This window comes from Pedobacter segetis, assembly GCF_016623585.1.
Classification (GTDB): domain Bacteria; phylum Bacteroidota; class Bacteroidia; order Sphingobacteriales; family Sphingobacteriaceae; genus Pseudopedobacter; species Pseudopedobacter segetis.
Genome location: NZ_JAEHFY010000003.1, coordinates 194,607 through 209,879, shown reverse-complemented (window position 1 = coordinate 209,879; position 15,273 = coordinate 194,607). Strand labels below are relative to the sequence as shown.

Genomic DNA, 15,273 nt, shown 5'->3' with positions numbered 1-15,273 from the left:
GATTGTGATACATCATCTGCACTTACTTTCTGCTCGGCATCATATAGATTAAATGTGGCATGTGCCGGCTCCATATTCTTCTCGAATACAGTGGGGTTTTCCCAGAAGTTCTGCTGCGCAAAACCTAATCTGGCGCTTAAAACCAATAAAATGGCAAGGGTTTTTTTCATGTAATAATTTGCTTATACAATTAAGCGCTTAACTCTTATTCAAAAATTGAGGTCAATATAGATCTATATACCGAAATCAAAAGACTAAAAAAACCACTTAAAATAAATGGATAAAAAGGTTAAAATGATAGACAATATTATCCTAAAGAAATACAGCTTTTATTTGCAATAGGGTTTAATAATTTGTACCAACTTCGTTGAAACTTTTAAATGACCCTCATCTGTTGGGTGGGTTCCGTCAACAAAATCGTTACTATTTAGCCAATTTTTGGTAGCTATCAATTGTACTTTAGGATCTCTTTGCTGTTCTTGATCAACCACTTCGGTAATTTCTTTATGATAAGATTGATTGAAAGGAACCATTACAAATATCCGTGAATTTGGATAAACAAAACCTAAATTTCTGATAAACTGTGTTATCGTTTGGCTAAATAAGGTTGTATCTACCTGTAAATTATGATCATTAGTTCCTAAATTTACCACTAATATTTGGGGAGCTTTGTTTTTAAAATTCCATTCGGGATTATTCGCATGATTGGGCTGTTTCAAATTGAGGTAGGAGGATTCCATCCCAATTTTGGGTGCTCCTTTATAATTATAATGATAACCGCTAACCAGCGGAATGCCACAATAAGAGATTTGTGTATGCGCAACATTTAAAGATTCGCCACTTAGCCATGAATATGCAGCAATATTTCCTTTAGAAGTTCTATCGCCCGATGTAATAGAATCTCCAATATATTCTATCCAAATCTTCTTTTTCTCAGGTTTCAATAACTTTCCTCCATTATTTAACACTAGACCAGTCAGCTGTATTTCATCATTCTGAAACCTTGCAATAACCTGGATTTGATGCTTAGTATTATCCAAAGAATCGGGAGTGATTTTTACCCAACCAGAAACATTTTTAAACAACACCATTTCTTTATCATCAACTTTAACATAAATGCTTACTGCAGATGAAAGATTGATTTTTACTTGGTTTCCCTTAAAAGTTATATTAAAATAAGCTCCTCCCCAATAAGAATGATAATTATTTATGTCCGATTTATCCCATCTGCCTACATAATCAATAAGTCTATTATCTGGTGATATTACTTTATCTGATGCAAGTAAACCTCCAGAAATTAGCAATAAAAACATAAAAACACATAATTTAGATATTCGCATAAAAACTTAAATTAATTTTAGTTTCAAATTTATTAAAAAATAGACAGCACCTATTTTAGCTAGGTGAAGGGTCGAAAGTATTTGCGATAGGCCAGAAAAAAATATAAGGCTCTGGTTCCAATTTTATCTACTATAGATCCAGAGATTAGTAGACTATCATACAAGCTATTAAGAATAAGTAACCTCATCTTCATGCCCTACTATTAAATAAATTAGGTTTTCATATACATGTTTTTTAGAGGAAATTTCAATTATGATTTAGCTGAAGATAATCGTTGTATTCCACCAAATTTCAAAATCAACCAGGCTATTGGATGCAAAAAAGCCATGATCAAAAACCATTGAGCATAACCGTGTCCACTTACCAAATTCAACAACGGATCAAACATAAAATGAAATCCGTGATCTAAAAATCCGCCGCCTTGTACCTTAGCGCTTTGTGTAACCATTGCAGCCACAATCATGTTCATAATAATTCCACCAACTGTACTCCCTGCAGCTACCACGCTAAAAACAGTACCCAAAGAATGTTTTGGCACTACATCCACAACCAAAGAGCTTATATTTGTAAGCCATGCCAAGGAGGCTAAAACTGTACAAAAGGTTAGAACCATAGAAAAACTTAACCCTGTAACACTTGCAATAAAAGGAGATAACGGCATAAGGAAGGCACAACCCAACATAATCCACATTCTACTGCTTTCAGGCGTTGCACCTCTTTTTATAATAGCCCCAGAAAGTACTCCTCCCAACAAACTACCTATCCCAGCTGCCGCGTAAATAATCCAGGTTATCTTTAACTCTTCCTGATTCAGTCCCCTATCGGTAGCTAAATATTTTGGAAACCAAAACTGGTAAAAATACCAAACCGGATCTGTAATCAACCGACCGACGAGTAATAACCAAGTTCCCCTGAATAGCAATATCTGCTTCCAGGACCAAGTATTTCTATCATCCGAATGATTTGGATTTTCTTTAACTTCTGAATCTTTTAGCATTTCAAGCTCTGAAGCAGTAATCAGCTTACTGTTATCTGGCCTACGGTAGGTAATTATCCAAGGAATCAACCATAATAAACCCGCAAATCCTGTGATGATAAAAGCAAGTCGCCAGCCAGTACCCGGTCCCAAAATATTTGTAATTATAGGTATGGTTTTCGAATAAGTATGAGTAGCAAGCGGGATAACTAAATAAGGCGCAATGGTCGCTCCGAGTGTAGCTCCCATCGTATACAGACCTATTGCAACACCTCTTTCTTTAGCCGGAAACCATTCTGACACCGCCTTACTTGCAGCAGGCCAAATACCAGCCTCTCCAAGTCCCAGCATAAATCTATAAATGCTAAGTGAGGTTACGCCTCTAGCTGCCGCAGTAAGCATATTTGCGATAGACCACCAAGCCACAAAGACAAACATACCGGCCCTAGTTCCAATTTTGTCTGCAATACGTCCAGAAATTAGGTATGCTATCGTATAGGCAATTAAGAATATATTAATAACATTTGCATAGTCGTTATCGTCCATCTTTAAATCTACCTGTATAGTGGGAGCTAAAGCAGAAAGCGTCTGCCTATCGATATAGTTCAGCACAGCGGCAAGAAAAAGTAAAACTACAATCCACCATCTCATTCCTTTAATTTTCATACTAATTTGGTTTTTTAATTATTATCGCCTTTAAATTATTTTAAACTTTTTCTGCATTTAGATTTAGGGTCTGCCATCAACACCTCAGTCTAAATGAAAATTAGATAATTGTTAAATAACATACAACGAAAAATCAAGACGTAATCAAGTTACAATGTTCATAACGGCTTTCAAATTTAAAGAAAGAAGAAGTAAAAAAATTTAAACTTTACAATATGCGACTATGGGAGCACTCCCAATAAACGGGAATGTTCCCAACAAGTACGGAAAACTAGCTCATTGATTAGATGAAAAAAATATTTAAACCTGCAAACCATAAAGGCTGCCTCGAATTGTAATTTGAGACAGCCCTTTTAAAAAGTATTACATTAAATCACCAATTATCAGCTTGTTTCAAATTTTTATCCAAAATCAACTCTCCGTACGGGATAGGCCATATATAATGTTTATTAATATCAAAAGAGGTTACGTCCAATACTCGAAGCTTACTACCAAAAGAAGAATAACTAGGTATATCATCATCATCAAAAACTGGCGTCTGCACAAATGGCCAGTCAGACTTATCAAGAGGATATCCGTAGATGGTTCTATTAAATACTTTTGGGGCCAACTTCCACCTTAAAATATCTCTGTATCTTAAACCTTCATAAACAAACTCAACTCTTCTTTCTCTTCTTAATATCTTTCTCAAAACTGTCTGATCTGTTGTAGTCACTGCAGGATAAAGTGAGACCTGACTAGGATTAACTTGGTAAGCCCTCGCCCGCACCATATTAATAGTCGCAAGTACCGACGCATCAATCTTATTCTGTTCAATTTTAGCCTCAGCATACATGAGTAATATATCGGCATATCTCACATAAATTTTGTCTAAATCAACATTTTTGTAATCTAAGGCAATATCATCACTAATAAATTTCTTAAATAAGTAGCCAGTATAACTCGCGAATAGGTTTACAGTATTATTATCATTATTATTGACAAGTTTATTTGTGTTGTAATTAAGGACCGTTTTTATGTCTGGATTGTTCTGAAAAATATACCCAAGCCATTTGTCTCCTGGCATTACAATAGTAGCTTTTAGTCTGGGGTCTCTATTAGTGAAAGGGTCTTTAGGGTTATACAATGGTGACTTATCTATTGTTTTACCGTCCGTACACTCATAACTATCTATTAATGCTAGAGTTGGTATGTTTGAAGCATAACCACCCGCATTACGCGAAATCGTATATTGTATATCATAATCAACATTGTAAGCCGCAGACCGAGGCAAGCTTAAAATTATTTCGGAACTAGTTTCTCCAGCCTTTAAAAACAAATCTCGATAAGACGGATAAAGGTTATAAATATTTAAATCCATTACAGCCTTGGTTGCTATTTCTGCAACATCGTATTGCTGATCGTAAAGCGCAAACCTTGCTTTAATTGCCAAAGCAGCACCTTTTGTAAATCTTTTAATACCAGTAGGATAATTTTTCGGCAATAAATCAGCAGCCTTATCCAAATCATCAAAAGCAAATTTCAAAACTTCTGCCCTTGTATTTTGCATTACATTCTTGGCTTCTTCAATACTTAGCGATGTTGTAATCAAAGGTACATTACCAAAATGGATAGCTAACTGACAATAATTATATCCTCTGATAAATCTTGCCTCACCTTCAATTCTGGATTTTACCGCTGGATCAAAACTAGTGGGCTTATTTAAATTTTCCAAAATAGCATTGGACCGATAGATCGCTTTATATGAATTGGTCCAGGTATCAGAGAAAAAAGACGTTTGCGAATCCGATGCTCCATGAATAATAAAATTACCTCCGCCGCTTCTTTGCCACATATTATCGGACCAGGTTTCACTGTCATCATTTAAATAAGAAATATTGTAAAGTCCATTTGCGGCCAGCTCCATTTCTTGTTGTGTAGAAAAAAAGGTAGCGGAACTAGGGTTATCAATTGGAAATCTGTCAAGTGACTTTTCGCAGGCACTGATGAAAATTACTGTTAAAAGTAATATAATTTGCTTTTTCATTATCGCTAAGATTAAAATTGAACATTGACACCTAAATAATAAGTAGTTGTAATAGGATAACCACTTGAAGGGGATTCTACATCCCAACCTTTAGGATATTTACTGATTAATAGTAAATCTGTACCTGACAAATAGACTCTTAAGTTAGCTATTCCAGCTTTTTTTACAATATCTTTTGGAAGTGTATATCCTAGGGTCATATTTTTAACTCTAAAGTATGCTCCACTCGTTAACCAATAATCAGATACTACATAATTTACACTGTTGTCATTTTTATAGGTTAATCGAGGATAGTGTGCTGTTGTATTTTGTGGTGTCCAATAGTTATTGACGATATAGTTAGAAACATTTCCGAAGTTCTCAACAAAGGGTTGTACAATAATTCCACTTAATCTGTTTATCTGTTTTCCTATTCCTTGGAAACTAGTATTAAAATCAAAATTTTTGTAACTCATTTCTATAAAACCACCATAAGTATAACGTGGCAACGAACCACCTAAAGGCACTCTGTCCTTATCTGCCGTAATTTTACCGTCTCCATCAATATCTTGATATTTCATATCACCTGGTTGCTCCTTACCTGTTAGCAACGCTGAGGATGCAATTTCACTCTGTGACTGAAAAAGCCCTAGAGATTTGTATCCGTACCATACATTGTATTCTTGATTTTCCAGTAACGCTTTAGTACCCAATGTTGAGGTTCCTTTTAAATTAGTTACATTAGATTTACTGTCAGATAAATTTGCGCCAATAGAATAATGGAATTCATTTATCTTATCTCTCCAGCTAATATTTAAATCGAATCCTTTAGTCTTCATTTCAGCGGCGTTTTGAAATGGAGCTGTTAAACCTGTAAATAGAGGAACAGGCAGTTTGTAAAGTAAGTTATAAGTATGCTTGTTGTAATAATCAAAGTTCAGTTCAAGCCGGTTTCTCAAAGTAATTAGATCCAAACCATAATCAGCAGACTCAGTGGTTTCCCAAGTAATATCTTTTACCGCATAGTCTGATATACCGCCACTAACTAAAGGAACTATGCTATTTCCATCATAAAATAAATTGTTTCCTAACGAAACTTGAGAAATGTAGGGGTAATTACCAATATTTTGGTTACCTAGCCGTCCCCAAGAGGCTCTAACCTTTAGATAGTTATCCTTTAAAAGTTTCTTTGAGAAAGGCTCTTCCGAAATCACCCAACCTCCTGCTATAGATGGAAAAAAACCCCATCTGTAATCTCTATCAAAACGTGAGGAGCCATCTATCCTAGCGTTAGATTGTATTAAATATTTTCCCTTATAATTATACATTGCTCTTCCAAAAAAAGATCTTAAAGCCGTTTGGGATCCATTGCCACTAGTTGCTTGAGCTGCGGTAGCTCCGGCATCTAATACTGTATAATTAGGAAAAATAAATCCATCTCTATAGGCAGTAAAATTTTCTTGATTATAGGTGTTATTTTCAAATCCCAGCAAAAAATTAATGGTATGGTCTTTTTTAATAACCCTATCATAATTAGCTAAAAATTGGAGATTTAAAGTTGTAGAATTATCAGAGTTTTCTTTTAAGGAATTAACTGTTCCACTCCTAAATGTTACAACCGTAGGATCATTTTTAGCGGTAAAATTTCCTATCCGTTGCCAGTCCGTAAGTCTTGCAAAATCTAACTCAGGAGAAACGATACCCGTAAAAGTTAATTCTTTTAATGGATTAAATACTAAACCGATCCTGCCAGAAAGATTATTGTATTTAGCATTTGAATAACCATCTTCTCTTGCATTTGCCACGGGGTTTGCACCACCTTTTCCTTCTGCATATCGACCGTCTGAGTAGTAATCTCCATATAAAGGAGGAAGTTGTGTTGCGGTATAAAAGTATGAATTATCTCCTGTGCCATACGGTGAATGTTTTAAAGAGCGTTTAAAATTTACGTCAAATAAGCCCTTTAATTTTGAAGATAACTCAAAATCATTGTTTACCCTAAAAGTTAATCTTTCATAGTTTTGATTGGGAGATAATGCGTCTTGACTTATGTAACCAAAAGACGCTTGAGACTTGATTTTTTCTGAACCAATAGAAAAATCCAAAAAGTGTCTTTGCTGGAATGCAGATGTTTTCAAAAATGAATTCAGCCAATCGGTATTCGGATATGAATCCGGATCCAGTTTGTTGTTTTCAAGATATTTGTTTATGTAATCTTCTGAAAATTGAGGAGAAGTGCCGTCATTGACTAAAAGCTCATTATATAAACGCATATAGGTTTGAACATCAGCAAATTTAGGCTGTACGGAAGGCGTTTGCCAGCCAAAGTCTGAATTATAGCTAAATTTAGCTACACCTTCTTTTGCCCTTTTCGTGGTGATCAGAATTACACCTGCAGCCGCTCTGGATCCATAAATTGCCGAAGAAGCTGCATCTTTTAATACCGAAATATCTGCGATATCGTCGGGATTTACATCATCAATACTTCCTGGAGTTCCATCTATCAACACCAATGGACTTGTACTACCGAGAGAAGTGACTCCTCTTACAAGAACCGTCCCAGTTGCTCCTGGGGCTCCCGAGCTTCGGGTAACCGTTACACCAGCGACTGCACCCTGCAATGCTTGAGACACTTGCGTAGCTTTTCTATCAGAAACCAAATCCCCACTTATATTGGAAACAGCCCCAGTTAAATCCTTCTTTTTCTGAGTGCCATAACCGACAACAATAACCTGCTCTAAGCTATTGTCTGCGGATTTTAGTTCGATAATAACTTTATTCTTACCAGCTAAAGGAAAAAATTGGGTTTTAAAACCTAAATAGGTAACTTCTAAAACATCATCTAGAGTGGTCTTAATTTCAAACTCGCCTTTAACATTGGTAATAGTTTTCAATTTCAGTAGTTGTGAGGAGATTGTTGCCCCTGGCAATACTTCTCCATCAATAGATTTTACAACACCAGAAACAACTGTGTTCTTTTGAGCAAAGGCAACTACTGTTATCATAAAAAATATTGATAAAAGAGTAAGCTTTTTCATATACATAATAATTCGTTTAATTGGTTTAATTTTATTTATATAGTTTTTTATTCTTATAAATATTTAAGACGAATCGTTAAAACCCGAAACAATAAATGAATTAATCATAAAAAGGTTCTATTAGATCAATAGCTTGGTTATTGAATAAATTTAGCCTCTACTACACGGATATTATTAAGAACGGGTTATGTTTTTTTTACTGGGAATGTTCCCAAATTATGGGAGTGTTCCCAAAATGTTTCATTTTTATATTCGTTTAAAAATCACCAAGCATATTGAAGTTTGAATAGTTAGTTCATCTGCTTTTAAAATTGATAACCAGATTCAAGAAAAGCTTATTGGATATGAAATGTATATTGGTAAGCAATTTATGTTCTGCGATTTTTCACAACTAAATATTTTCGGATTTGAATATAAGATATTATACCTCCGAACTCTTTACTGTTTTAAAAGACTTATTACGAAATTATAGTTCTCCGAAATTTTGGCAAATCATCCTTATCCTTAAGAATCCTAAACTGTACTGTACTTAAATACGAGTTCAATTTCCCATCCCATATTTCTGAAAATAAACGAGATCAATAACATAACATGTTAGCCTTTCTATCTTGTAGTCTAGAAATGCTAATTCAGGAAAAGAAAAATTAAGAGTAAAAAGTTACTTTTTTGTATGAAACAATTTTAAAAAAAGAAACTGCATAGCCTATGTCAAATTCTCTCTAACTTAAACAAGGAATTCCTCAGTAGAAGGTGGAATTTATTATCGATTAATCACGTAAATATTAAGGATACAAAAAAGTAATACTATCTGCATTTAATAACGAATAGTCCTTTGAATTTTCCACTAAAAAGCTTACTTTTATATAAAGCAAATAACAGCTAAAAGAGATTGATACGGTGGTGAGTTAAATGGTGAGTGAGAAAACCGAATAATTGATTGCAGTTAATAGAGATAGATTTTTAACGAAAGTACAATTCCTATCGGAACATTTTGAGAACAGCTACAACTATTTCTTTGGCATTTTAGCATCAGAAAACTGAAATCTATTGTAAGGTTTCGCTGTTCCCTTTATTTTAAGCACCACAATTCCGTGTGGAGGAACCTCACGTGAGATTTCATTAGCGGATGAAGAAGGATAGTTTTCTTTAGTCCATAAATCTTTTATGACATATCCTTTTTTATTGTCGATACCGATAGAGTCGGTATTCAAGCTTATTTTTTCCGCTTTTTCTGATCTATTTAATAAAGCTACTGCAACTTCACCGCTCATGGTAGAAAATAAAGGTCGGCCCCAAATTTCTAAATCTCCATCATCTACTAAACGCCTGGCCTGATAAACAAATTTGCTTTGATCTAAATCAATCAGCTCTTTATTAGAGATAATTTCTAAAGTTTGCTTAGACATTTTTGTTAAATCGTTACCCAGCAAAAGCGGCGATTGCATCATGCACCACATAGAAAAATGTGTTTTATCTTCGTCATAAGTCATTCCCCTGCCCACCTGCAACATATCCATATCATTATAATGGCCATAAGTACTAAATCTCCATAGATCTGCATTCAAATCAATAATTTTAAGTACCGATTTGAAATTGTTAGCTATATCCCCAGAAATCCTCCAAGAATCTGCCACTTGTGTAACCCAGTTTCCAGGAAATTTCCATCTACAAACGTTGTAGATTGCGCTAGGCTTAATTTGCCTGATTTTATTTCCAATCTCTGTGTATCTAATTTGATCATCCAAACCTGCATTTACCCCTCCGCACCAATCAATCTTAATAAAATCATAATTCCATTTTTTAAGGTAAAGGTTTAGATCTTGTTCATCATGCCCAAACAAACCCATCCCAACACCCAATGTATCTTTTGCCCCTTTACTTCCACAGGTATTAATCCCCGCATCGGTATAAATCCCGGCCATCAATTTTTTAGCATGGATGTAATCCGAAACCACTTTCATCCCGTTAGGAAATTTTTGTTTGTTGATCAATATGTTTCCGGTAGAATCTCTGCCGCCATAAAAGCCATCATCAATATTTATAAACTTGTACCCAATATCTCGCAAACCAAGATCAACCATTGCATTTGCCTGCGATTTGATGATTTCTTCGTTAATATTTATGTGAAAATGGTTCCAGCTTGCCCAGCCCATTGTGGGTGGAGAAGAAGGATGAAGTTGCCTATCACTTTGTTTAAGTGTTTTACAAGAGCATATTGATAAAACTAAAATGATAAGATATAGGCTATTTTTCATTTGTGATTGTTAAATATCAAGAGAAATATGAATTAAGGTGTATAAACAATATTTTCACTCGCTACAATTTTAACCGGTCCTAACAATCCCGAACTCATTAAAGGGTCGTCTTTTTTATAAAACGGAGCGGTGGTGAAAGTGGTTCTTGGGCCGGGCGGCATTGGGTCATTATTGGTGTACCATTCGGGCATTTTGCCTGTTGGTCGGGAGCCTTCTAATTCATAACCTCCGTCTTGTTTTGGGTAACGTTCGTCGCCAATTAAACGGTTGCTCCATTGGTTGGTTATTTTAATTTCAAGCTTGTTTTCGCCTGCTTTAAGATATTTTGTGATATCCGTTTTAAACGGAGGCATCCATAAAACACCTAAATTTTTCCCGTTCAGTTTTACTTCTGCAACAATGCTTACTTTGCCTAAATCCAATACATAACTTTGGTTTGGTTTTAAGAAATCAGCTTTAATCGTAAATGACTTATAATAAGTTGCCGTCCCAGAATAGTATTTAATGCTGTCTTTTGGATGGTCTTTCCAATCTATCAAATTTTCAAATTCAACTTCGCCACCAAAACCTTGTGCTTTGTTAAAAGCGACTTTCCACTTGCCTGAAATTGCAAATGGAGCATCTAAATTCTTAACCTCAAAATCCCAAGTTTTGCCATTATTTAAGGCAATCGTATATTTTCCGTTGGCCTTTGCATTAGCTTTGATGGTATATTCTGGCTTTGCCGAAAATGAAACGTTTTCAAAAGTTTTATCAGGCTTTACGCCGATGAAAGTTTTAGATTTTGGTTTGAAAACAATGAAAAAAGATTCTTCGGGCAATAAACTGATAGACAAATTGGTAAAGCCGTTTTCTTCCTGATATTGGGCAACCTTTAGCGTACTGCCATCCATCGGGTTAAAAATTTCTGGTTCTTTGTCAGCAATATTTACTTTGATTTTGAAAGTCCGCGAAACAGAATCGGGATTGTAGCTAAAATAAATATCATCATCGCCTGCTTTGCGGTGCATAAATTCTATATCATCTCTTCCGGCAATTTCAAAGTCGCTTTTAATGTTGGCTTTTGCCAAGACCGCAGCCCAATTATATCCAGTGTAAACATTGTCCCGGTTCCAGATTTTGGCAACCAAATTATTAAACGCTTCAGCTTCTTGCTGGCTGTGTAAATAGCCTAAAAGTGAAATTGGTTTATCCCCAATAATACAAACACCTTGCTCTGCCAATTCATCAATCCTTTTTAGGGTGCTCAATTTTATTTGGTTGGAGTTTTTGATGACCAAAGCTTTATAAGTAGTGCCTTCTGGCAATACCAATTGCTTGTTTTCAACTTTTATGCGGTTCAACAAAACATCGCTGTTTACATTATCGTAATGGATGCCGGTTGGCAAAGTTGGTTTAAAATCTTTACGGTTAACTACCGCATTTGGTGCGCCATCGCCAACAAAAACCAACAAATCTGACACGGGAACGCCCTGTCTTAACAAATAAGAACCACGGGCAACGTAGGTAAACCAGGCCGCACCGGCATTGTACCACCAGGTTTGGGTTCTGTCCATGTGGAAACCCCAGCGGTTCATGGTCATCCCAGGTTGTACATGGGTGTTTGCCTGGTGCGCAAAACGATGGAACATAAACTCGTTGATGCCCAAAGCCCAGGCTTTATCGCCCGATATTTTTGCCATTGCCGGGTTGCCTTTCCAATTAATTTCTGGTGTGGAGGTAAAAGATTCGGCAGAGATTACATTTCTTCCGTAAATATGTGCTGCAGAAATTGGCGATGCCACCTGCGTAATTTCTCGGTTCATCCAAAATTCGCCCATTGGCATATCGGCCTTGCTGCCTACATCCAAATCATTTAAAGGTCCTAAGCCATAATCTTCTATGTAGGTTTTAAGCCCGTCTTTATGGCATAATTCCTGAAAATAGCCGAAATAATTTTTGGTCATCAAATCGGAAACTAAACTTCTTAAATCCTGCAAAACACCTTCGGAAGCTTTGGCACTTTCTACAAATTTGCCTGCAAAAAGCGGCATAAATCTCAATAAATCGTAACCATATCTTTTCTCAAACAAGTTATTAAAACCTGCTGTCCAGTTTTCGCCACCCATTTCGTAGCTGTCAATTTCTACATATTGCAAAGCATTTGGCGCAACTGGCTTTGCTGCCAAAACCACTTTTTTAACGAAGGCATCGTAATGATGTTTAAACGCTTCACGATTTAGTTTATCCACTTCTAAACCCCTTCCCTCGTCTGATGCCGGATTATTGAATGCCCCGGTAGAAGTTTGCCCAAAACGCATGATTGTCCAATTTCCTTTAGGGAAATAGCCTGTAAAAATGCCTTGTTTATCTACGTTTTTAGAAATATCTATGATGCTGTTTTTATCGATAATCATATCGGCAGAAGGATTGCCAATAGGTTTAAAATCCTGATTTTCGGTGCGGGCAATGGCGGTTCTGCCAAATAAATCATCCATCAAATAAAGTGCAGAAATGCCGACTTCTTTCAAAGTCATTTCGCCATTAAACGTTAAACGATAATATTTGTAATTCTGAGGGTCAAAATGGCTGTGCACCGTCCACTCGCCTTTTCCGGTACGGTGGTTTTCCAGCTTTTTAATCAGCTTAAAATCAACGCCATTATTGGAGCCTGAAAGTTCAACTTCGCCAAACCTATCGGTAAAAATACTGTTTGCCGTGGTTATCGGATATGCCGATGGATACTCAAACTGAATCCACGGATTTTCATTTCCTGTTTTCCTGATTTTTGTTTCCGCATCCCATTTGCCATCGGTTATTAATTTGATGTTTAAAGAAGCATCAGAACTGGTGATTTTTACAGGTTTGTCATCCTGAATTTCTGCTTTTAAAGATGGATAAGCAATGGTGATGATATCTTCATAATAATTTTCTCGGGTAGTGGGTTGGGGGATTTTTATACTTAATTTTTTGCCGCCCTGCACTATTTTTTGCGAATAAACCACCATTTTCATGGATTCTTCGGGTTTTACCCAAGGACCGCCGCTGCTACTCCAACCATCGCTGTTGTGAACACCGAAACTTAAACCTAAACGCTCTGCCTCTTTTGCGGCATGTTTTAAAATATCAATATGCTCTGGCGAAGCATATTTTATTTTGCCGTAAGGGATGCCTTGGGTTACGTTAAAGAGCAATAATCCGCTTAAACCTGCCTTTTGCATGGCTTCAAAATCTTTGGTAATTCCGGCTTTGCTCATGTTGCCGCTCATGGCATGCATCCATGTTTTTGGATGATATTGCAAAGGCGGATTTTTAAAAATTGCAGGGTTTACGGTTTGAGCATCTGCCTGAAAAGCGAACAAAAATAAAATTAAGAAAAATAAATAGGGGCGTTTAAATCCCGATAGTAAATCGGGACAGGCTACGCTGTACATTTTATATCTTTTGGCTTTCCTTAGACTCCCTCTTAGACTCCCTCTTCGACTCCCTCTTCGACTCCGCTCAGAATGACAAGGCTCAGGGTGACAAGGCTCAGAGTGACAAGGCTCAGGGTGACAAAGCTCAGGATGACAAAAAAAACCTGCCCGAATTACAGGCGGGGATGCCATTTCCATCTTTAACGCAAAACCAACCCTTTTCATCATCGTCATTTTAAATCAATATATTACTTCAACTCAAAAACTAAAACATCTAAAGGCAAAGCATCAGCCTTTCCTTCTTTCATCAAAAAATAAACTAACTTATTTCCATCTAAAATACTGTTGCCGTGTTTATAATCTAAGTTTTTATCTTTGGTTTGATAAATAATTTTCCAATCGTTTGTACCTTCTTTGGCACTTTGAATGATAGGTTTCCCTTTTTGTAATCCTACCAAATAAATTTTATCGCCTATACTGTATAAGCTGCCAGATGGTGCGCCTTTTTTTATGGTAAATTCTTTTTGGCTTGCCGTTTTATAATAATGTACATTGGTGTTGTTTACCGAGATGATAAAATGAATAACCCCGGATTTGGTAACCGTCCAGCTGGGGCCCGAAGACATCCTTTTTCCTAAACCCAAAGAAAGCGGGTCTGCAAACTGTAGTGTTTCCGGCCTTTTCACAGGGATTTTATCCTTTTCTCCGTTAACCTTTAACCAATTCTCATCATTTATCACATCTTTAATTTTGGCGTAAAAGAGGCCGGTATTTAATTCGTATTTAGGGTTACCTTTTGTAAAATCATCGTACCTGATAGAAAAACCCGCAGTTAGGTATCCGTTAAGAAACTTATAATCGCCATAAACACTATAAGCTTTTTCATTTTCTATTCGCTTGCCAATAAAAAGCACTCTGGTATCCGACCAGCTTTTTCCATCGTACTTTGCAAAAACTTCGTTCCCACTGCCCGAGCCGCCGTTACGCCAATGCGCATAGATTGCGCCTTCATCGTTCCTTATAAACTGCGGGTAAGTGGCCATTTCATAGTTTACTCCTTTTTTCAGATAGTTCAGTTTATCAGAAAACAAACTGATGTTCCAATCTTTATCTTCTACAACGGCTCCGCCTTTTTTAGAAACGCGGTAATTGAAATAATGACCCGGAAAGTTCTTCGCATCATAAGCATGCATATCATACAGCAAATGAACGGTTTGGTCAATAGTGGAAATGCCTATGGCAATGGTGTTATGCGAATCGCCCAGGGTACTATCACCACGGTAACCGATGTGTTTGTCTGGGAACTGGATGGTTTTCCATTGGCCACCTTCAATTTTTTTCCGCGAAAGCATCACATTTCTGTTTTTCATTCCGCCTTTGTACCAGGCGATATAGATATATCCGTTTACCGCATCCAGGCAATTGCCATGTGGGGTAATTCTATCTCCAAAATGATAGGCCACATTCTTTTTCCCGTTAAAATAAAGTGCGCTATCTGTTACATGGGTAATTTCTAAAAGCCTGACCTGCGAAAAACCCGAAGCGGAAAAAAGAGTGAATAAAAGAAACGAAAGAATTGATTTCATTTGAAGCGGAA

At 36.4% G+C, this 15,273-nt stretch carries 7 protein-coding genes; all 7 read right to left on the bottom strand.

Annotated elements, in window-relative coordinates:
• Positions 1–329: 329 nt before the first annotated feature.
• Positions 330–1,313, bottom strand: coding sequence for an SGNH/GDSL hydrolase family protein (locus I5M32_RS03160; protein WP_200584726.1), 984 nt, complete (start codon positions 1,311–1,313; stop codon positions 330–332).
• Between the two features lie 278 nt (positions 1,314–1,591).
• Positions 1,592–2,983 carry an MFS transporter gene (locus I5M32_RS03155; RefSeq protein ID WP_200584725.1) on the bottom strand — a complete coding sequence of 464 codons (1,392 nt, stop codon included), beginning with the start codon at positions 2,981–2,983 and terminating at the stop codon, positions 1,592–1,594.
• 373 nt (positions 2,984–3,356) lie between these two features.
• A complete protein-coding gene (locus I5M32_RS03150) occupies positions 3,357–5,009 on the bottom strand; it encodes a RagB/SusD family nutrient uptake outer membrane protein (protein WP_200584724.1) in 1,653 nt (550 codons plus the stop codon).
• Positions 5,010–5,020: 11 nt separating this feature from the next.
• Positions 5,021–8,026, bottom strand: coding sequence for a SusC/RagA family TonB-linked outer membrane protein (locus I5M32_RS03145; protein ID WP_200584723.1), 3,006 nt, complete (start codon positions 8,024–8,026; stop codon positions 5,021–5,023).
• Between the two features lie 1,007 nt (positions 8,027–9,033).
• Positions 9,034–10,281 carry a glycoside hydrolase family 27 protein gene (locus I5M32_RS03140; protein WP_200584722.1) on the bottom strand — a complete coding sequence of 416 codons (1,248 nt, stop codon included), beginning with the start codon at positions 10,279–10,281 and terminating at the stop codon, positions 9,034–9,036.
• Between the two features lie 32 nt (positions 10,282–10,313).
• The gene (locus I5M32_RS03135) at positions 10,314–13,694 is read right to left on the bottom strand and encodes a glycosyl hydrolase (RefSeq protein ID WP_200584721.1); all 3,381 of its coding nucleotides are present in this window, start codon (positions 13,692–13,694) and stop codon (positions 10,314–10,316) included.
• 230 nt (positions 13,695–13,924) lie between these two features.
• Positions 13,925–15,262 (bottom strand): BNR-4 repeat-containing protein, encoded by a 1,338-nt coding sequence (locus tag I5M32_RS03130; protein ID WP_200584720.1) that lies wholly within the window; start codon positions 15,260–15,262, stop codon positions 13,925–13,927.
• Positions 15,263–15,273 lie beyond the last annotated feature (11 nt).

What these genes read in the sequence shown, in the direction of transcription:
- I5M32_RS03160 (WP_200584726.1), bottom strand. Translation starts at nt 1,313, where the DNA reads ATGTTTTTATTGCTAATTTCTGGAGGTTTACTTGCATCAGATAAAGTA.
- I5M32_RS03155 (WP_200584725.1), bottom strand. Translation starts at nt 2,983, where the DNA reads ATGAAAATTAAAGGAATGAGATGGTGGATTGTAGTTTTACTTTTTCTT.
- I5M32_RS03150 (WP_200584724.1), bottom strand. Translation starts at nt 5,009, where the DNA reads ATGAAAAAGCAAATTATATTACTTTTAACAGTAATTTTCATCAGTGCC.
- I5M32_RS03145 (WP_200584723.1), bottom strand. Translation starts at nt 8,026, where the DNA reads ATGAAAAAGCTTACTCTTTTATCAATATTTTTTATGATAACAGTAGTT.
- I5M32_RS03140 (WP_200584722.1), bottom strand. Translation starts at nt 10,281, where the DNA reads ATGAAAAATAGCCTATATCTTATCATTTTAGTTTTATCAATATGCTCT.
- I5M32_RS03135 (WP_200584721.1), bottom strand. Translation starts at nt 13,694, where the DNA reads ATGTACAGCGTAGCCTGTCCCGATTTACTATCGGGATTTAAACGCCCC.
- I5M32_RS03130 (WP_200584720.1), bottom strand. Translation starts at nt 15,262, where the DNA reads ATGAAATCAATTCTTTCGTTTCTTTTATTCACTCTTTTTTCCGCTTCG.